A 19,319-nucleotide genomic window follows, 5' to 3' on the forward strand; every position below is an offset into this window, starting at 1 on the left:
TCCGGTGGGGTGGACGCAAAGTTGATTAGCCTAGGGCGCATGAAGATTGCGTGTGTACAGCTCACCACCGGCGAAAAGGTGGAAGACAACCTCAACCTTGTTATTCCCCGTATTAGAGAAGCTGCGCAGAACGGGGCCCGGATCATCGTGTGCCCGGAGGCGACCAGCCAAGCATTTAGTGCCGGCCGGCTGGATACTCAGGCTGAGGATCTGGAGGGGACTTTTGCCACGCGCTTGCAGGAGCTCGCACAAGAACTAGAGGTGCTCATTGTGGCTGGTACGTTCCGGCCTGCGGATCAGCATGAAGTCGATGGAAAGACGCTGAACCGAGTGTTTAACACCGCTCTAATTACGGGGCTGGGGCACCACGAGGGATACGACAAGATCCACACCTACGACGCCTTCGACTACCGGGAGTCCGACACAGTGCGCCCTGGGGAGGATTACGTGGTTGTGGACGTCGACGGTCTCAAAGTTGGCGTTGCCATTTGCTACGACATTCGCTTCCCCGAGCAGTTCAAGGAGTTGGCGCGCCGGGGAGCAGAACTCATCGTGGTGCCCACCAGCTGGGCAGATGGCGATGGGAAGCTCAATGCCTGGCGCACCTTGAGCACCGCGCGGGCTTTGGATTCAGTCAGCTACATTGCCGCTGCTGGTCAGGCGCGACCAGGCGGAAACGCCAAGGCGGGCGAAGCCTCTGGGCCTACCGGCATCGGGCACTCGGTCATCGTTGATCCCAACGGACAGCGCCTGGCCGAAGCGGGGTACGAGGACGAAATCGTTTACGCCACAATCGACCAGGACGCGGTGCAGGAGGCGCGCAAGAAGCTACCGATCTTGGATTGGACCGGTGCCTAATCCTCGTTCAAGGCCGGCCATCGGCCGTGGCGCTGGAAGCTAACGATGCGCATTGCGTCCTCGGGCAGGCCCAGCTGTGTAAGGCACGAGCGGGCCTGAGTCACGGCGTCATCCGGACCGGCGATCACCACCGCCTCCGGCGCTTGGCTCATCACTCGCTCGCAGGCTAGCGAGGCGTCTCCGACCTCGGCGTTGACATCGCGGGCATGCAGGCGCGGGCGCCCTGAACGGGGGACCCACCACTGGTCCTGTTCGCTGTGGCTGATAGGTGACACGTCGAACCAGCGCGCATTGCGTGCCAGGCGCTGCATGCGGTCGAGGTCGTAGAGCTCACTCGGGGAGTCAGCGACCATGGTGAGATGGACGCTGGGCCGGGAAAGATTATCCAGGCAGGAAAAGATCAATGACTCCGCGGCCGCAAGCCCGGTGCCAAAGCTCAGCAGCCCCAAGCGCGAGCAGTGAGGAAACTCCACTGGTTGCAGAGGAGCGCCCAGCGTCCATTGGTCGCCTACGCGGGCTGCGGCGAACAACCCGGAGGCCTGCCCGCCCTCGACATTGGTCACGTGGAATTCCATATCACCCGCCGGGTTGACCGGCGTGGCCGGCACCAGCGGTCGCCACAGCCCCGAGGCATAGGACGCGCTCACGGGAACCGCCTGGCCAGGGGAGATTTCTGGGCCCGACTGCACACGTGCTCGCACGATCGAGGTGGATGCGCTCACGCGCTGCACCTGCGTCACCATGGCTGCGTAGGCGGGAGCGATGCCGGACATGTCCGCGGTGTGGGCGGAGGCCGCCATGGCACGGCACAGGGCCTCGGTTACTTCCGCGGCGCGGTGGAGGGAGTCGTCGGAAAGCTGCGCGCCGCACGAGGAGTTCAGCTCTGCCAGGCTCTGCGTGACTATCGCTGCGAAGTCCTCGTACAGGTCAATAGGGAAACCGTGGCGTCGGTGCGCCAGACCCAGGCGACGCATGCGTGCGAGCACATCGTCGTTAATGCGTGGGCCTTCACCGGCGCGCTCCAGGGCCCAGGCAAGGGCCGGGGCGAGTTCGGCATGGCCTCGCGATGCCGTCACACCGAAAACATGCCGGGCCTGCGGATGACGAGCAAACAGCTGCTCGTGGACTATGTTGCGAAATTCCTCTGGGCGCTGGCGAAGAAGGGAAGCGACAGGAGCCAAGAGAGCAACGGACATAGATTCCTATTGTGCCCTATGTGGTTCATCGCGTTAAGGCCACTCCTGTCAGTGGGTTTTGGCCGTGACCCACCGGTAGTAATACCTTTAACCTTTCTTGTGAGATCCGGCAGGCCAAACCAATAAATAAGGGGTAGGAACTTGGCTACAGAAGTAACAGCACTGGATGGGGCCCAGCGGTACGCGCCCGAACCGTCGGTGCGCACGGCCTTGCGCACGCCGTCGATACTCACCCGGGAAATTCTGGGCGGGCTAGTGGTGGCCTTGGCTCTTATCCCGGAGGCGATTTCGTTTTCGATTATCGCCGGAGTGGACCCCAAGGTTGGGCTGTACTCCTCTTTGGTCATGGCCATGACCATCGCCGTGGTGGGCGGGCGCCCGGCCATGATTTCGGCTGCGACGGGTGCCGTCGCCTTGGTGATCGCACCGGTGATGCGTAACTACGGTTTCGACTACTTCCTCGCCACCGTCCTGCTGGCCGGAGTGCTTCAAATCGTTCTGGCGCTGTTGGGCGTGGCTAAGCTCATGCGGTTTATTCCGCGCAGCGTCATGGTGGGTTTTGTGAACTCGCTGGCCATCCTGATCTTCCTGGCGCAGATTCCGCACCTCATCAACGTCCCGTGGCAGGTTTATCCGCTGGTGGGGCTCGGCCTGCTCATGCTGGTGTTCATCCCGAAGCTCACGACTGCGATCCCCGCCCCGCTGATCGCCATCGTCGCCCTCACCTTCCTGGTGGTGGCCGCGGGGATCGCAGTCCCCACGGTGGGGGAGCAAGGTGAACTTCCGTCGAGCTTGCCCGAGCTGATCGTCCCCAACGTGGCGCTCACACTGGAGACTCTGCGCATCATCGGCCCTTACGCCCTCGGCATGGCGCTGGTGGGTCTGATGGAATCGCTGATGACGGCCAAACTCGTCGACGAAATTACGGACTCGCATTCAGACAAAACTCGCGAGTCCTGGGGTCAGGGCATTGCCAACATCGCGTCTGGACTCTTCGGTGGCATGGGTGGGTGCGCGATGATCGGGCAGACGATGATCAACGTCAAGGCCTCCCGGGCGCGCACTCGCTTGTCGACGTTCTTTGCCGGCCTCTTCCTGTTACTGCTCATCATCGCGCTGGGCGACGTCGTGGCGCTCATTCCCATGGCCGTCCTCGTGGCCGTGATGATCATGGTGTCGGTGGGCACCTTTGACTGGCACTCCATTCACCCCGCAACGCTCAAGCGTCTGCCGCGCAGCGAGACGTTGGTGATGCTGGCGACCGTGGCGGTCGTCGTACTCACCCACAACCTCGCCATCGGGGTCATTGTCGGAGTGTTGGTGGCTTCCGTGATGTTTGTGCGCAAGGTGGCACACCTGGTGCGGGTTACGCGCGAGGTTCAGCGCGATGCGGCCGGCTCACTCGTGCGCTACGTCGTGGAGGGCCAGCTGCTGTTCGCCTCGAGCAACGACCTGACCACCCTCTTCGACTACTCCCATGACCCCAGCCGGGTCATCATCGACTTCTCCGCCGCGCACGTGTGGGATTCCTCCGCTATCGCGGCATTGGACACCATCACCACCAAGTATCAGGAGCGTGGCAAGCATGTGGAGCTGGTGGGGATGAACGCATCCACGCAGGCCTTCCACTCCCGGCTCTCCGGCGAGCTCGGAACGAATATCTAGTAGTCATTAGCTAAACGCCAGTGTTGTCCGGCTCATGCCCTAAGATCGTGAGTCGATCGTCACACCCACACAACTGAAAGGAGGCCATGCCGTGGAGTACACCCCGTATTCGTTGCTTGTCGACGTCGGCTGGATCTCAGTGCTCATGATCGTAGGTAACTTCCTGCGCCATCGGGTTCGGGTTCTGCAGCAGTTGCTTCTGCCAGCGCCGATCACTGCCGGACTCATTGGACTCGTGCTCGGACCCAACGTCTTGGGCTGGATCGGTTTCTCCGACCAGATTGGTTCATACACCTCGCTGCTGATCGCCGTAGTCTTCGCCGCGATGGCCTACTCCATGGACCTCAATGGCTCCGTGACCTCGGGTGCGCGCAACATGTGGAGCTACTCCACGGGCATGTTCATGGCCCAGTGGGCAATCTTCACGCTGCTGGGTGTCTATCTGTTCAAGCCGCTATTCGGCACCGAGGGCTGGTTCGGCATGATGCTGCCGGTTGGCTTCGTCGGCGGCTTCGGTACCGCTGCGGCGGTTGGTTCGGCCCTGGAGGGGGCAGGCGCTCAGGCGGCAAGCTCATTGGGCTTTACCTCGGCAACCGTCGGCACGCTCATCGCCATCATCGGCGGCGTCATCGTGGCCAACTGGGGAATCCGCAAGGGTAAGTCCACCGAGCTGCGCGGAGAACTGCCCAAGGACCTGCGCTCCGGCTACATCGACAACGAGGATGACCGCCCTTCGATCGGTCGCGCGACCACCAACCCCTCGGCCATCGAGCCGCTGGCGCTGCACGGTGGCTTTGTCATCTTCACGGTGCTCTTTGCCTACCTGTTCAACCAGATGATTTCGAACATCTGGGAGAACGTGTCCATCCCGCTGTTTGCCACCTCCTTTGTGGTGGGCCTTCTGGGGCGTGTGGGCCTGAACATCATCGGTCGCCCGAACTACCTGGACCGTGACACCGTCTCTACGATTTCGGGTGCCGCCACGGACTACCTGATCGCCTTTGGTATCGCTTCCATTGTCCCGGCTGCGATTGCCGACTACTGGGTCCCGCTGCTGCTGCTCTTCGTTCTGGGCACGATCTTCTGCGTGATCTTCTTGTTCCTGGTCTCGCCCATCTACTTTGGCGAGAACTGGCTGGAGCGCGGCCTGTTTGGTTGGGGCTGGGCAACGGCTGCCGTGGCTACCGGTATCGCCCTGCTCAAGATGGTGGATCCGAAGCTGAAGTCCGGTGCACTCAACGAGTACGGCGTGGCCTACGTGGGCTTCGCCCCCTTCGAGATCGGCATGACCATCCTGGCGCCCATTGCGGTGCTTGCGGGTATCACCGCCATCTTCGGCTGGGTCGCTCTGGCTATCGCGATCGCCTCCCTGGGTGCCGCCTATTTCCTCGGCTGGCTGCCCGGTAAGCAGAAGGCGTCGTAACGCCCCGCGGAAATGAGTAGAGCCCTCAGCACAAAAAATGCTGAGGGCTTTTCTCTTGGATTAGAGCGATCTAGTGGCAATCGCGCTGGATGTTCTCCGACTTCAGCAGCGCACCGGCGAGCTCCTTGGCCGGGCCATCGGCCTTCTTGCTGGCCAGCTCCAACCCGCCCTTATCGGTGATGGTCGCAGCGGCAGCCTTCGGGCCACCCAGAGTGTGGATGAGCTTGATGATGTGGCCGCGCTGGGCGTCGTCAAGCGCCTTGTCCGCGAGGTGAAGCTCCACCATGTCAGCGCAGTGTGGTCCGGCGTCGCGCGTGACCACACCGGGGATACCGACCTCCGAGATGTAGTCGTGCGAGGAGAACGCGGCGCGGGCAGCGGCGCCAATCTCAGCGTCGGTGCCCTGAGCGAGGACATCGGCATCGAGGTAGTTGACCACCGCGAAACCTTCGGTCAGGTCGGTGGACAGCTCTTCGAGGGTGCGGGGGACCTCGTTCACGGCGTGCGGGCCGGGCGTGGCCTGGTCTAGGGGGTCAACGTCATTAGTGGTCATGGCAGAAACCGGGGAGATAGACACGGACAGTCCGGCAACGAGTGCCGCGGCGAGGGAATGCTTGAGGTGTTTCATGCCGTCAGGATGATCCTGATTGTGCGTGCGATCCAGGGGCTGGAAGGGATTGCTCGCAAGTTCTGCGGGCGGGTTCGGGTGTTGCTCAGGAACCAGGGCAAACGTGATCTTTCGTTCCTTGTCCGGGTAGATAGGCTGGCATAGGGGATGCCGCAAAAATTTTTAAAAAACTTTGCCTTGAGTGGAACAGACTCAACTTTGCGTACGTTGTTGAGGGTGAAACACAACGAAAGGAATAACCCATGAGTTCGTTCAACCCCACCACCAAGAGCCAGGAGGCCCTGCAGCAGGCATTGCAGCAGGCCTCCGCTAACGGTAACCCCGACATTCGCCCGGCACACCTGCTGGCCGCGATCCTGGAGCAGCAGGACGGTATTGCTGCTCCTGTGCTCAAGGCCACCGGAGTGGACCCGGGAACCGTGGCCAAGGAGGCCCGCGAGTTAGTCGATTCTTACCCCAAGGCGTCCGGCCAGAACTTGGCCAACCCGAACTTCAACCGCGACGCGCTCAACGTGCTCAACAGCGCGCAGGAGCTCGCGGGTGAATTGGGTGATGATTACGTCTCCACCGAGGTCCTGCTGGCAGCTATTGCCCAGGGCAAGACGGACGCCGCGGAGCTGCTGGTTAAGCGCGGCGCCACCTACGAGGCCATCAAGGGCGCATTCCCGAGCGTGCGTGGCTCGCAGAAGGTGACCTCGCAAGACCCGGAGGGGCAATTCCAGGCGCTGGAGAAGTACGCCACCGACCTGACTGCCCGCGCACGCGAGGGCAAGATTGACCCCGTTATCGGGCGCGACCAGGAGATCCGCCGAGTTGTACAGGTGCTCAGCCGTCGTACCAAGAACAACCCGGTGCTCATTGGTGAGCCGGGCGTGGGCAAGACCGCCATTGTGGAGGGCTTGGCTCGACGCATCGTCGGCGGCGACGTTCCCGAGTCGCTGAAGGGCAAGACCCTGATCAGCCTGGATTTGGGTGCGCTGGTGGCTGGTGCGAAGTACCGCGGCGAGTTCGAGGAGCGCCTCAAGGCCGTGCTAGATGAGATCAAGTCCTCGAATGGCCAGATCATTACCTTCATCGACGAGCTGCATACCATCGTTGGCGCGGGTGCCAGCGGTGACGGCTCCATGGATGCAGGCAACATGATTAAGCCGATGCTGGCCCGTGGCGAGCTGCGCCTGGTCGGCGCGACCACGCTGGATGAGTACCGCAAGTACATCGAAAAGGACGCCGCCCTGGAGCGCCGCTTCCAGCAGGTTTTCGCGGCCGAGCCCTCGGTCGAGGACACCATCGGAATCCTGCGTGGCCTCAAGGAGCGCTACGAGGTGCACCACGGTGTGCGCATCCAGGACTCCGCCTTGGTGAGCGCCGCCGAGCTGTCCAACCGCTACATCACCAACCGCTTCCTGCCGGACAAGGCCATCGACCTGGTCGACGAGGCCGGTTCGCGCCTGCGCATGGAGATCGACTCCTCCCCGCAGGAGATTGATGAGCTTGAGCGCGTCGTGCGCCGCCTCGAGATCGAGGAGATCGCCCTGTCCAAGGAGTCGGACGCCGCCTCCGTCGAGCGCCTGGAGCAGCTGCGCTCCACGCTTGCCGACGAGCGCGAGAAGCTCGGCGAACTCAAGGCCCGCTGGGCCAACGAGAAGAGCGCGATTGACGAGGTGCAGAAGATCAAGGAGGAGCTGGAGCGCCTGCGCAACGAGTCCGACATCGCCGAGCGCGATGGTGACTTTGCCAAGGCCTCCGAGCTGCGTTACGGCCGCATCCCCGAGCTGGAGAAGCAGCTGGAGCAGTCCGAAAGCGCTGCCGCCGAGCGCTCCGGCGACACCATGGTCTCCGAGGAGGTCACCCCGGATGTGATCGCTGATGTGGTCTCGTCCTGGACGGGCATTCCCGCCGGCAAGATGATGCAGGGTGAGACGGAGAAGCTGCTCGCCATGGAAAGCGTGCTGGGTAAGCGCGTGGTTGGCCAGTCCGAGGCCGTGACCGCTGTCTCTGATGCGGTGCGCCGCTCACGTGCCGGCATTGCCGATCCGAACCGCCCGACCGGTTCCTTCCTCTTCCTCGGCCCCACCGGCGTGGGTAAGACGGAGCTGGCCAAGGCTCTGGCGGAGTTCCTCTTCGACGACGAGCGCGCCATGGTCCGTATCGATATGTCCGAGTATGGCGAGAAGCACTCCGTCTCCCGCCTGGTCGGTGCCCCTCCCGGGTACGTCGGGCACGACGCCGGCGGTCAGCTCACCGAGGCAGTTCGCCGTCGTCCCTACACGCTCGTGCTTTTCGACGAGGTGGAGAAGGCCCATAGCGATGTCTTTGACATCTTGCTTCAGGTGCTTGACGACGGTCGTCTCACCGATGGCCAAGGACGCACCGTGGACTTCCGCAACACGGTAATCATCCTGACCTCCAACCTGGGTGCCGGCGGAACCCGCGAGCAGATGATGGACGCGGTCAAGGCGAAGTTCAAGCCCGAGTTCATCAACCGACTCGACGACGTGGTCGTCTTCGACCCGCTGTCCGAGGAGCTGCTGCGCGGCATCGTGGACATCCAGCTGGGTGACCTGCGCGATCGTCTGGCCGGACGCCGCTTGGGCCTCAACGTCTCCGACGCCGCCAAGCTCTGGCTGGCCGAGCGTGGCTACGACCCGGCCTACGGTGCCCGCCCGCTGCGTCGCCTGATTCAGCAGTCGATCGGCGATTCCCTGGCCAAGAAGCTGCTGGCCGGCGATGTGCGCGACGGCGACCTGGTCAACGTCGACGTGGCTGAGGGCGGCGAGGGCATGGAGATCACCTCGGCCGCTGCCTAATCGGGGCGATGGCTAGCCAGCGTGGCAACAATGTCGGACGGCCAGGGGCGAAAACTGCTTCAGCCGTCCGACATTGTTGCCAGCTTGAGCCCTAGACCTCTAAAGGAATCGGCTCACAGCGGCTCAGCGCCCCAAAGCAGCGCGCTCCACCACCGAGCAGTAGTTCTTAACTGCAGCGTCGTAGGAGCTCAGCAGCAAACTTTCGCCAACCGTGTGCATCTGGTCGGGCTCACCTGGGCCCCAGATCACAATCGGGGCCTCACCGACGGCATCCTGGAGCAGGGCGCCGTCGGTGAAGTACGTTGCGGGCCCAACGTCCTCGAAGCCCTGGAGAAGCCCAGCGGTGTCGCGGGCATGCAGGGCAGGTCGAATCAAGGTGCGCTCGACCGAAATCGCCGGGTGAAGGCCCTCCAACCAGGCCACCAGGTCATCGCCGCCAGCGACGGTGCGGCAGTCCAGCACCATGGATGCGGAATCCGGGACCATGTTCGGGGCGGTGCCGCCGGTGATCGTTCCCAGGTTGATGGTGTCGGGGCCGAGGTAGGGGTCGTGGTTGATGGGGGCGTCGTCGAGAAGCGAAATAACCGCGGTGCTCAGTAACCTAATCGCGTTTACGCCGGCCTGCGGCGTGGATCCGTGGGCGGAGCGGCCGGTGGCGGTGACGGTGAGCCAGTCGGCGCCGCGGTGGCCGCGCGAGTAGGTGTTGTCGGTGGCCTCGGGAATGATCACCAGGCGCGGGTTGAGCGATCCCTGTGCGGCCCAGGCCTCGGCGCCGAAACCGCCGATCTCCTCGTCTGAGGTCAGCAGCACGCTGGTGGCCAACCCCCGCTCGGCCGCATAGATCAGGGCGTCGATGCCGGCGGCGAGTCCGCCCTTCATGTCGACAGACCCGCGGCCGAACAACCTCCCGTCTTTGAGCTCGCCGGAATGGGGATCGAACGACCAGCCCTCGCCAACTGGAACAGTGTCGGTGTGGCAGGCGAACAGCACTCCACCCTCGCCCACGCTAAGCAGCGTCCAGGGCGCGTCATCGCCGGCACTACGGCGCACCGTGAGCGCGTCCGCAGTAACGCGGGACCGGACAAAGTCCACGCACACGTCCTGCACGCGGCGCTGGGCGGCGTGGTCGCGCGAGAAGCTGGGGATACGAACGAGTTGTTGGGCGAGTTCGACGGTCATGCTTCCCCAGCCTAGATTGGCCAGGGTGACGGATCAGACGGTTGTGGCCACCTGCGGCAGCACCAAGGAAGAGCTGCGCGCGCGTGCGCTGGGACAGGGGCGCTTTGTGCTCACCAGCATCCCGTTTGTGTGCGCGGACGTAGCGTTGGGCGACATTGTTGCCTGTGTGAAGGTGGCGCAGCGCTGGCACGTGGACCGCGTGGAGGTACGCGGTGGGAACTCGACTCTGCGCATTCTGCCGCACGGTGTCGACGTGGCTTCACCTTTGCTGCAGCTCGGCCTCGCCGTGGAGGAGGGGCCGGCGGGGGTCATCGCGGTCAATGTGGGGCCGGATGATCCCCGGGAGGGATTGATGGAATGGCTGGAACAGCTGCGTGAGCAGGAAGTCGTGGAAGTTTCTCCTGGCTATTGGGCCTAGGTGATCTCTGCGCTCGCAAGGCAATAGGCCTAAGCTCGTGGACATGACTCCGCGCACCTACGATTCCCCCTTCGTCTCCGCTACCGACATCCGTGCAGCCGTCCAGCACGGTCGCGCCCTGACCATTCTGGCCTCGATCTGGGAAACCAACTCCGAGGGCGGTTACCAGCGTTATCGCGCCGGGCATATCCCCACGGCACTGTTCTGTGATCCAGACGCAGCGTTGTCGGGGCTGCCGGGTTCGCGTAGTGGGCGTAACCCGTTGCCCGAGGTGGAGCAGCTGCAGCGCGCCGTGGATTATTGGGGCCTGCGCCAGGACCGGCAGGTAGTCGTGTACGACCAGGGCCACGGGCTTTTTGCCGCTCGTGCCTGGTGGGTATTGCGCTGGGCAGGCGTGGAGAACGTGGCCATCATGGGCGGCGGGCTGGACGCCTGGCGCGCTGCTGGTGGCCCGGCAGTGGTCGGGCCCGGCAACATTTCAGGTCACGCCGATGTGACCGTGCGTCCGGGCTCCATGCCGGTGGCCACGATCGAGGACGTGAAGAACCACCAGGGGGTGCTTGTCGACGTCCGCCAGCCCAACCGTTACGCCGGCCGCCGCGAGATCCTCGACCTCAAGGCCGGGCACATCCCGGGTGCGGTGTCTATCCCGGTCGATGAGCTGTTCACCGTGGAGAACAAGGTCAAGACCCCGGAGCAGGTGCGCGAACGCTTCGCGGCAGCGGGCCTCTACGACTCCTCGAACGTGATCGTGTACTCGGGATCTGGCAACCACTCCGCACTCGCCCTGGCCGCCATGGAGTCCGCGGGACTGACCGGGGCTGCGCACTACGTGGGCGGTTGGTCGCAATGGTCGGCGGATCCGAAGAACCCGGTCGAGCGCGGCGACTAAGCTAACTGGGCGATGGCCTATCTACTTATTGCACTCGCCCTCGCCGCCCTGCTTGCCGCGGTGGTGTTGTTGCGTATCGACGCCCACAATCGCGCTCAGATCGCCCCCTCCACTGAGCCGGAGTCTCAGCCTGCCGTAGAGCAGGACGAACCGGAAGAGTACGTGCTGGAAGAGCCCGCACCGGTTGCGGAGGAGGCTTCCCACGAGGAGCCGGAGCCGGTAGCGGAACCTGAACCGGAGCCCATTCCGGACCCAGTCGAGGAACCGGAACCGGCGGTAGAGCCTGAACCGGAGCCTGCCCCGGTCGTCGAAAAGCCCAGCGATAAGCCGAGCGAGCCGAAGCGCTTCAGTGCGCACCGCAGTTCTGGCCTGCACCTGCCCGGTTCGACCAGGCGCGAGCGCAAGTCCTGGGCAGAGGCCCGGGGCTACGACTTCGCTCGCACCGACGACTACTTGATTGACGAATGGACGCGAGGTGCAGCATCCACCGGTGCACCGGCGCGCGACATCGCCTCGGGTTTTGAGTACGGGCACGAGATGCTGCTTATGGATCTGGGCGGAACCAACGTCATGGCCATGCGCACGGGCGCGAGCTCGGACATCGTGGTGGACTTCCGCCGCACCGACCTGGGATCCTCCGAGGACCTGGTGCCGGGGGACGAGGTCGCGGGTTTCCAAAGCTATGGCTCGGATGCCTCGGTGCTTCAGCGGCTTCTCGACGTCCGTGTCACCACCGCGCTCGAGCTCATGCCAGACGTGGTGACCGCGGTGTGGACGGAGTCCGACTGGGTGCTGGCGCAAACGGCTGAGCGCTCGCACGCCGCGGACTGGGAGGCCATGCTGGCGCCCTTGGCGCTGCTGGCGGATGCGGCCCGCACGCTGCCGCCCAGCTCGGAGGCAGGTCTGGCGCTGCATATCGGGGACTTCGTGCCCTCGCGGCAGATGCCTCCCCGCCCGGTGGCCCCCACGCGGACTGTCGGGGAATCCGGGCGGGTGCTGGCTGGCGAGGAGAGCTCCGAGACCACTCCGCTGGTCAAGCGTCCGGAGGAGCCGCTCGAGCTGCCCACGCGAGCACAAGCCCAGGCCCGCGGAGTAGTGCAGCCCCGCTCAATTGGTGGCGATGAGATCGATGCGATCGCGGATGGATCTCCGCGCCACCAGGCTCCCGAGGAGGCTCGCGTGTGGCGAGATCTGAGCTCGGGCTCGACCCTCTTTGACGACGAGCAACGCTAAGATAGGGAACCTATGAGTACTCCTAACGCGCAGAAACTGCAACGCCTCGCTGAGCTGGTCAAGGAGCTGGCTGTCGTGCACGGCAAGGTCACGCTGTCCTCCGGCAAGGAGGCCGATTACTACGTGGACCTGCGTCGTGCGACGCTGCACCACGAGGCTTCGCCCTTGATCGGTTCCCTGCTGCGCGAGCTGACGGATGACCTGGACTTCGCCGTGGTCGGCGGTCTGACTCTGGGGGCTGACCCGGTGGCGACTTCGATCATGCACGCCGCAGGCCGCCCGATCGATGCCTGCGTGGTGCGCAAGGAAGCCAAGAAGCACGGCATGCAGCGCCGCATCGAGGGTGCGGACGTCGAGGGCAAGAAGGTCCTGGTCGTCGAGGACACCACCACGACTGGCAACTCGCCGCTCACCGCTGTGGCCGCCCTGCGCGAGGCTGGCGCAGAGGTCGTCGCCGTGGCGACGGTCGTAGACCGCAACACGGGTGCGGCTGACGTCATCCGGGCCGAAGGCGTGGAGTACCGCTACCTGCTGGGCCTGAGCGATCTTGGACTCGACTAGTCAAACCGACAGCGCCCCCGGCCCCACCGAGTGGGGGCAAGGGCGACACGGTGTGGGGCCCTGGGAGGAGGAACACCCGGGGGTGCCCCGACCCGTCGATAAGCGCTACGATCCGGAGCTGCTCAGCGAAGGGGATCGCCGCAACGTCGTCGATGCCTACCGGTATTGGACTCGGGCGGCGATTATCGAGGACATCGATACGCGGCGCCATGAGCTGCACGTGGCCATCGAGAACTTTGAGAACGACGCGAACATCGGCACCGTCGTGCGCACGGCGAATGCGTTTGCGGCGGACACCGTGCACATTGTGGGGCGCAGGCGGTGGAACCGGCGCGGAGCGATGGTGACGGATCGCTACCAGCACCTGGAACATCACCAGACCGTGGATGACCTCATGCGCTACGCGGTTGAGCATGGCCTGACTGTGGTGGCGATTGATAACACCCCCGGAAGCGTGCCGCTGGAGACTGCTGACCTACCGCGTCGATGCCTCTTGCTCTTCGGGCAGGAGGGTCCGGGCGTGAGCGAGGCAGCTCAAAAGGCCGCGGTGATGACGTGCTCGATCGCGCAGTTCGGCTCGACGCGCTCGATTAACGCTGGTGTGGCGGCCGGGATCGCTATGCACGCCTGGATTCGCCAGCACGCGGATCTGAAGCAATCGTGGTGAGCGAAAACTATTGATGAGGCGTCTAGCGGGCGGAAGCTGGTTTCCGGGAGCCAAAGACTAGCTGCCAGCCCGGGCCGAAAATGAGCCAGAGGAACAAGATGCTTCCTCCAATACTCCACGTCTGGCGCAGCTCAGCGGCCTCCGGTGCAACGAGGCGAACGACCTCCGCAATGAGGCCTGCCACTGCCACTGCGCCTGCAGCGCGTGCCAGACTTTTCAGCTCGCTGGTCAGGGTGTTGACCCGGAGCGGAACGTCATGGCCCAGTACGCGGCGACGGTACGTTTCGTCTGCCCACTGCACCATCGAGCGCCCGAACATCACTGAGAAACCGATATAGAACGCAGCGAGGAAGTGAGGCGCTTGGACCTCGCCGCCTCCTCGGAGGTCAATGGTGGTAGCGATGAGCAGCGCGAGGTCGATGACTGGGGAGAGAGATAGGGCGACGAGCCCGGCCTTCGGTTTGTTCAGGCGATAGCGCAGGAGTAGGCCGGTGCCGATGGCGGCCCAGAAGGCGAATTCACAGAAGACGATAAAAGCGACGATCATGGAGACTTCCTTCTAGTACGAACGTGTTAGAGCACTGATCGTGAATTTAGCACAATCGTGTTAGTTTGTGAGATGTGGTTAGGAAAACGGCAGATCAGCGGCGCAAAGAAGGGCTTGCGGCAGCGCGTCGACTCATTGCGCGGGACGGTATTTCGGAGGCAAGTGTTCGACGAGTTGCGGAAGAGGCAGGCATGTCCACGGGTAGTCTGCGCCACATCTTTCCCAGCCACGACGATCTTTTCGTAGCCGTCCTCGGTGAGTGCTTTTCGCTTCAGGGAGAAAAGATTGGACAGATTCTCAATGAGGCGCGCCAAGGTCGTCGAGAGGTATTCGACGCCTGTGTTGAGGCCATATCGCTAGTCTTGCCCCTCACGGAGAAGACGCTGGCTGAATCCCTTAGCCACCTTGCCATCCTTGCTGGGGGTGGCAGGAGCCCGGCGTTAGAAAAGGCACGACGCCAAGCTGCCGAGAAACTTGATTATCTGTGCGAGTCCATCGGGCGCTTTTCGGAGAAGCCGGAAGCGTTCGACGCTGTGGAGCTGCGCTTGCTTATCGACGGGCTGATGGTGCGTGGCATCGAACGCGGGCCGGAGGACCTGGTGCCGTTACTGAAAAAGGCCCTCGTCCGCATGGGGATTCCCCGGTCGAATCCCCGAAGGTGAGGTGTGGGATTGCCATTGGGGACGCTTGCCCACCCATGGGCGATGGGCGAAGTAGGGGCTGGTTGCAGCTTGAGGCCTTTCAGGGGGCGTTGGGGTTGGGGTCTAAAATTTTTAAGAAAAGCCCTACTGAACTGCGTAGACGTGCGAGATAGTAAAGATTAAAAAGATTGTAAGAGATTAAAAACTGCAGGTACACTCGGCATCATGAACCGCCCCCAGAACCCTTTCCGAGCGACTTTGGGCTCCACGCCGCCTTATCTTGCCGGTCGTGAGGATGAGATTGAGGATTTTGAAAACGCCCTTGATGATGGGCCGGGGTCTCATGAGCGCATCTCCCTGATCACGGGGCTTCGCGGTGTGGGCAAGACTGCCTTGCTCAACGCGTTCGAGAGTAAAGCAAGGGAAAGATCCTGGTGGGTTATTTCTGAGACAGCGACAAAAGGGTTTACGGAGCGAATCATTGAAGCTCTGTACAGAATGTCAGATGAAGGCTCAGAAACTCATAAGAAGAAGATCTCGGGAATTGGTATCCCGGCGGTAGGCAGTGTCCAGTTCGAGAACGTCGTTCAGTACCAACCAAAGGTAACGCTGCGCTCGGCTCTTACGGAGTTTCTAGAGCGCCAAGAAGAGCGAGATCGGGCACTCAATCAGAGCCCTGTTGGACTTCTGATTACTCTTGATGAACTGCACTATCATCGGCGCGAAGAAGCAATTGAATTCGGAACCGTGATCCAACACCTGGTGCGGGAGGACCGCAACGTTGCAGTGGCGATCGCCGGCATACCGCAGTCCATCAAGCCGCTTCTAGCTAGTGATGAGGGCAAAAATCCTGTCACCTTCCTGCGTCGGGCTAACAGGATCGATCTTGGATTGATTGATGGTCAAGATGTCAGGCGAGCACTGAAAGACCCTATTGAAGATGCTGGTTTCACGTGGAGTGTCGAAGGTCTCGATGCTGCAGTCGAAGCGTGCGGGGGTTATCCCTTCCTCATTCAGTTGATTGGTCAGCAGTGTTTTAGGGAACGGGAGGGAGAGGTCATCACGGAGGGCTCGGTGGCCAAAGCCGCCGTAGTGGCAAGACGGAAACTGGGGCAGCTGGTTCATGAGTCTGCCCTAGCTGATCTATCGGCAGTGGATCGAACTTTCCTTGCGGCCATGGCGGTGGATGATGGGCCGTCGTCCATGTCTGACATAGCGCAACGAATGGAAGCAAATGCTCAGTATGTAGGGAATTATCGGCGCAGGCTTATTGATGCGGAACTTATAACCAGTGCCGGTTATGGCTTCGTCGACTTCGAGCTCCCGTATATGCGTGATTACCTACGAAAGCATGTTGTGGTTGATGCGCTATCTCGGAGGGATGATCTCAAAAACTAAACTCGAGAGATCTATAGCTATTTCTACACCGATACCGTGATTTAGGCTCGGTTTGTTGCTCCGGGGAACATCGCCCATTCCAGGTTTCGCGACCTGTGGGTTGCCAAGCAGTGCAGCCGACTCTCACAAACGCTGCCCGGCCGGTGGCCGCTCGAAAGGGCTCGATGGGCCCGAGGTAACAGGTGCGTTTTCGATCGGCGTATGGGATTAAGAGCAATGGTTGCCCTGAAAAGGCAAAAGCGATCGAGCCCGTCCCGTGACTACTCTAAGATTTGTAAAACAGACTGCATACGTGGTGGCAGTTCTAGGTAGAGAGAGGATCTCCGTGCACGAAAAGTGGGCGCATAGGGCAACGCTGGCGGAAAACGCCATCAATGATCGCCATGCACAGTGCGTCTTTGGTGTTCCCCATACCAACCTGGCGGTGGTCAGCTGGCCGCCGATGACCAAGGAAAAGCTGTTTATCAACTGGCACTACTGGTGGCAGGCGCATTACTTGGACTGCCTGGTAGATGCAGCCCAGCGTGAGAACACCCGGGATCGTCGCCAACGCATCGTGGCCACCATGCGGGGGATCCGCGTGCGCAACGGCAAGTATGAGCGCAACCGCTATTACGACGACAAGGCGTGGCTCGCGCTCGCTCTTGGCCGGGCAGGGGAGCTGGACAAGGTCAAGGCCCCGAAGTCTCTGGCTGACCTGGAGTTCAACATCCTGGCGGGGCTTGACGACGTCACCGGTGTACTGCCCTGGCGCACCGGTGGGGAAACCTTCTTTAACGTGCCGGCGAACGGCCCGGCCGCCATCATGATGGCGCGTACCGGACGGCTGGACAAGGCCGTCGAGGTCGTCGACTGGATCTTTGACAACCTCGTGGACGATCGCGGCCTGGTCATGGACGGCATCCGCATGCGCATGGACGGCATGGAGATTGTGCGCAACATCCACCCGTACAACCAGGGCGTTGCGCTGGGCGCCTGCTTGGACATCGCCCTGGCGCTGCGCGAGCGAGCCGGTTTTGGCTACCGAGAGGGCATCGGCGACATCGCGGATGCCGACAAGATCGACGAGGCCATGCGCTTTATCACCCGCATCCGCGAGTTGGTGCAGGCAGTGGCCAGCCACATGGCCACCCCAGCCGGAGTGATCGACCACGAGACCGGTGACGGTGACGGAGGCCTGTTCAAGGGCATTCTGGTGCGCTATCTTGCCGACGTCGCGGTGCGCATGCCGGAGGATACCCCAGCGAATCGGGCGGCCAAGAAGCTCGCGGCGCGCATGGTGCTGGCCTCCGCAACCAGCGTGTGGAACCACCGCTTGGAGGTCGACGGCCTACCAGTCTTTGCCACCGACTGGACCGCGGATGCGCGCCTGCCCCACAACTACGGCCTGGGCCCGACCAACCTGCGCGAGGCTGTCGGGGTGATCCGCATCGCCGAGCGCGATCTATCAGTGCAGCTCTCCGGGTGGATGCTCCTGGAGGCGGCCGCGCGGGTGTCCACGTACATGGCCGAGCGGTCCCGGGCCTAAGAAAAAACAAAAGCCCGCGGGAATCCCCGCGGGCTTGAGCTTTGCCTTAGGAGTTCAAACCGAACTGCCCGGTCGCAGCCGGGGACAGGTTGCGGTAGACGTGCTTGTGCTCCTGGTACTCGGCCAGGCCAGTCGGGCCCAGCTCGCGGCCATTGCCCGAGCACTTGTATCCGCCCCACTCTGCCTGCGGCAGGTAGGGGTGGAAGTCGTTGATCCAAATCGTGCCGTGGCGCAGTCCGCGGGCTACGCGCTCTGCCTTGCCGGCGTCCTCGGTCCATACCGCACCAGCTAGGCCGTATTCGGTGTCGTTGGCGATCTGAATGGCCTCGTCCTCGGTGGAGAAGGTCTCGACCGTGACGGTCGGGCCGAAGGCCTCCTCGTAGATGCAGTCGAGCTTCTCATTGCCCGCATCGATGACGGTGGGCAGGTAGAAGTAACCCTTGCTGAGGTCGGTCTCACCGGTGCCGTGGGCGGAGTCGTTGTCCTCGGCGGTGGCAATGCGCCCCCCGGTGAGGATCGTCGCACCCTGTTCGCGGGCCTTGTCCACGTAGGAAGCGACCTTGTTGCGGTGCTCCTCGGAGATCAGCGGTCCGGTCTCGGCGACGGAGTCGGTCGGGCCACCGATCTTGATGTTGTTGACGCGCGTGACCAGTGCGTCAACGAACTTGTCCTGGATGGACTCCTCGACGATGAGGCGAGAACCAGCCGAGCAGACCTGTCCGGAGTGGAAGAATGCCGCGGTCAGGGCATTATCCAGGGCGGCGTCGAAGTCGGCGTCGGCGAAGACCACGTTCGGGTTCTTACCGCCGAGCTCCAGGGCGGTGCGCTTGATGGTCTCGGCGGCGTTGCGGGCGATGATGCGGCCGGTTTCCAAGCCACCGGTGAAGGACACCATGTCGACGTCCTCATGGGTGGACAGCGGGTTGCCACACTCGGCTCCGGCGCCGGTAATCAGGTTGGCCACGCCGTCGGGAAGCCCGGCATCCTTGAACACGCGCATGAGCAGCATCGCGGTGTGCGGAGTGAGCTCTGCCTGCTTGAGCACGAAAGTGTTGCCGGCCGCGATGGCGGGAGCGACCTTCCAGGAGACCTGGAGCAGGGGATAGTTCCACGGGGTGATCAGTGCGCACACGCCTACGGGTTCGGAATCGATGCGGGAACGGACGTTCTCATCGCCCGGGTCCACAACGCGTCCTGCCTGATGGGAAGCCAGCGTGCCAAAGTAATCAAAGGCGCCGGCGATGTCGTCCATGTCGGCTTCCGACTCCTCGAGGCGCTTGCCCGTATCGGCAGACTCGGCGGCGGCGAACACGTCTTTGTGCTCGCGGATAGCGTCGGCAACGCGCACGAGGATCTTTCCGCGCTCGATAGCCGGGGTGGCGGACCAGGAGCCCTCGTCGAACGTGCGACGAGCGACGGCAATCGCACGGATAGTGTCTTCCTCCGCGGCCTCGGACACGGTGCCAACGGTGGTGCCATCCGCAGGGCAGACAATCGTGCGCGTGTTGCCGGAGGCTGCGGCCTCCCACTGGCCATCAATAAACAGTGACTTGGGCGAGCCACCGGTATGAACGCCGTCGAGAAGCGCGGCCTCGGCGGGATTGAACAGTAAATTCTGCGTGCTCATGTTTGTGACAATCCTTTCTAGCCATTAACGGCTGATTGCGAACGCGGCCAT

The 19,319-nt window shown here is 62.8% G+C and carries 17 protein-coding genes; 12 read left to right on the forward strand and 5 right to left on the reverse strand.

The features are described 5' to 3' along the window. Window positions 1–39 precede the first annotated feature (39 nt). Complete coding sequence (locus tag FHE74_RS08975; RefSeq protein WP_139466180.1) at window positions 40–858, forward strand: carbon-nitrogen hydrolase family protein; 819 nt, start codon at window positions 40–42, stop codon at window positions 856–858. On the opposite strand, the gene FHE74_RS08980 is transcribed toward FHE74_RS08975, so the two are convergent. Then, the gene (locus tag FHE74_RS08980) at window positions 855–2,054 is read right to left on the reverse strand and encodes an FAD-binding oxidoreductase (RefSeq protein ID WP_139466181.1); all 1,200 of its coding nucleotides are present in this window, start codon (window positions 2,052–2,054) and stop codon (window positions 855–857) included. The genes FHE74_RS08975 and FHE74_RS08980 overlap by 4 nt on opposite strands. A 141-nt stretch (window positions 2,055–2,195) precedes the next feature. Here FHE74_RS08980 and FHE74_RS08985 point away from each other — a divergent pair, with 141 nt between their 5' ends. Then, entirely contained in the window at window positions 2,196–3,719 is a 1,524-nt protein-coding gene (locus FHE74_RS08985; RefSeq protein WP_139466182.1) for a SulP family inorganic anion transporter, read from the forward strand. A 91-nt stretch (window positions 3,720–3,810) separates the two neighbouring features. After that, window positions 3,811–5,142 (forward strand): sodium/glutamate symporter, encoded by a 1,332-nt coding sequence (locus FHE74_RS08990; protein ID WP_180339730.1) that lies wholly within the window; start codon window positions 3,811–3,813, stop codon window positions 5,140–5,142. Window positions 5,143–5,212: 70 nt separating this feature from the next. Here the strand turns inward: FHE74_RS08990 and FHE74_RS08995 are convergent, their stop codons facing one another. Further along, window positions 5,213–5,770 carry a hypothetical protein gene (locus FHE74_RS08995; RefSeq protein WP_139466183.1) on the reverse strand — a complete coding sequence of 186 codons (558 nt, stop codon included), beginning with the start codon at window positions 5,768–5,770 and terminating at the stop codon, window positions 5,213–5,215. A 242-nt stretch (window positions 5,771–6,012) separates the two neighbouring features. Between FHE74_RS08995 and clpB the strand changes: the two genes are divergently transcribed. Next, entirely contained in the window at window positions 6,013–8,577 is a 2,565-nt protein-coding gene (gene clpB, locus FHE74_RS09000) for an ATP-dependent chaperone ClpB (protein WP_139466184.1), read from the forward strand. 123 nt (window positions 8,578–8,700) lie between these two features. Here clpB and FHE74_RS09005 read toward each other — a convergent pair whose 3' ends face one another. Then, complete coding sequence (locus FHE74_RS09005; protein ID WP_139466185.1) at window positions 8,701–9,756, reverse strand: M20 family metallopeptidase; 1,056 nt, start codon at window positions 9,754–9,756, stop codon at window positions 8,701–8,703. A gap of 25 nt (window positions 9,757–9,781) precedes the next feature. Between FHE74_RS09005 and FHE74_RS09010 the strand changes: the two genes are divergently transcribed. From FHE74_RS09010 to FHE74_RS09035, 5 genes are read left to right on the forward strand one after another with little or no spacing between them, the layout of a single operon-like run. Continuing rightward, window positions 9,782–10,174: a DUF4265 domain-containing protein gene (locus tag FHE74_RS09010; RefSeq protein WP_246049253.1), complete on the forward strand. Its 393-nt coding sequence runs from the start codon at window positions 9,782–9,784 to the stop codon at window positions 10,172–10,174. Window positions 10,175–10,217: 43 nt separating this feature from the next. Next, window positions 10,218–11,066: a sulfurtransferase gene (locus tag FHE74_RS09015; protein WP_139466187.1), complete on the forward strand. Its 849-nt coding sequence runs from the start codon at window positions 10,218–10,220 to the stop codon at window positions 11,064–11,066. Between the two features lie 12 nt (window positions 11,067–11,078). Next, a complete protein-coding gene (locus FHE74_RS09025; protein ID WP_180339731.1) occupies window positions 11,079–12,299 on the forward strand; it encodes a type III secretion system chaperone family protein in 1,221 nt (406 codons plus the stop codon). A 12-nt stretch (window positions 12,300–12,311) separates the two neighbouring features. After that, window positions 12,312–12,860, forward strand: a complete 549-nt coding sequence (pyrE, locus tag FHE74_RS09030) for an orotate phosphoribosyltransferase (RefSeq protein WP_139466188.1) — start codon at window positions 12,312–12,314, stop codon at window positions 12,858–12,860. Beyond that, a complete protein-coding gene (locus tag FHE74_RS09035; RefSeq protein WP_180339732.1) occupies window positions 12,847–13,527 on the forward strand; it encodes a TrmH family RNA methyltransferase in 681 nt (226 codons plus the stop codon). The genes pyrE and FHE74_RS09035 overlap by 14 nt, the downstream gene beginning before the upstream one ends. A gap of 22 nt (window positions 13,528–13,549) precedes the next feature. On the opposite strand, the gene FHE74_RS09040 is transcribed toward FHE74_RS09035, so the two are convergent. Then, window positions 13,550–14,074 (reverse strand): hypothetical protein, encoded by a 525-nt coding sequence (locus FHE74_RS09040; RefSeq protein ID WP_139466190.1) that lies wholly within the window; start codon window positions 14,072–14,074, stop codon window positions 13,550–13,552. A 74-nt stretch (window positions 14,075–14,148) separates the two neighbouring features. Here FHE74_RS09040 and FHE74_RS09045 point away from each other — a divergent pair, with 74 nt between their 5' ends. The 3 genes from FHE74_RS09045 (at window position 14,149) to FHE74_RS09055 (ending at window position 17,641) form a co-directional block, all read left to right on the forward strand. Further along, window positions 14,149–14,736, forward strand: a complete 588-nt coding sequence (locus FHE74_RS09045; RefSeq protein WP_139466191.1) for a TetR/AcrR family transcriptional regulator — start codon at window positions 14,149–14,151, stop codon at window positions 14,734–14,736. Window positions 14,737–14,940: 204 nt separating this feature from the next. Continuing rightward, the gene (locus FHE74_RS09050; RefSeq protein WP_139466192.1) at window positions 14,941–16,113 is read left to right on the forward strand and encodes an AAA family ATPase; all 1,173 of its coding nucleotides are present in this window, start codon (window positions 14,941–14,943) and stop codon (window positions 16,111–16,113) included. Between the two features lie 325 nt (window positions 16,114–16,438). Continuing rightward, the gene (locus tag FHE74_RS09055) at window positions 16,439–17,641 is read left to right on the forward strand and encodes a glycoside hydrolase family 76 protein (RefSeq protein WP_139466193.1); all 1,203 of its coding nucleotides are present in this window, start codon (window positions 16,439–16,441) and stop codon (window positions 17,639–17,641) included. A gap of 46 nt (window positions 17,642–17,687) precedes the next feature. Here FHE74_RS09055 and FHE74_RS09060 read toward each other — a convergent pair whose 3' ends face one another. Further along, window positions 17,688–19,268, reverse strand: a complete 1,581-nt coding sequence (locus FHE74_RS09060) for an aldehyde dehydrogenase family protein (RefSeq protein ID WP_139466194.1) — start codon at window positions 19,266–19,268, stop codon at window positions 17,688–17,690. Window positions 19,269–19,319 lie beyond the last annotated feature (51 nt).

The sequence above is a fragment of the Corynebacterium tapiri genome (genome assembly GCF_006334925.1).
Classification (GTDB): Bacteria; Actinomycetota; Actinomycetes; order Mycobacteriales; family Mycobacteriaceae; genus Corynebacterium; species Corynebacterium tapiri.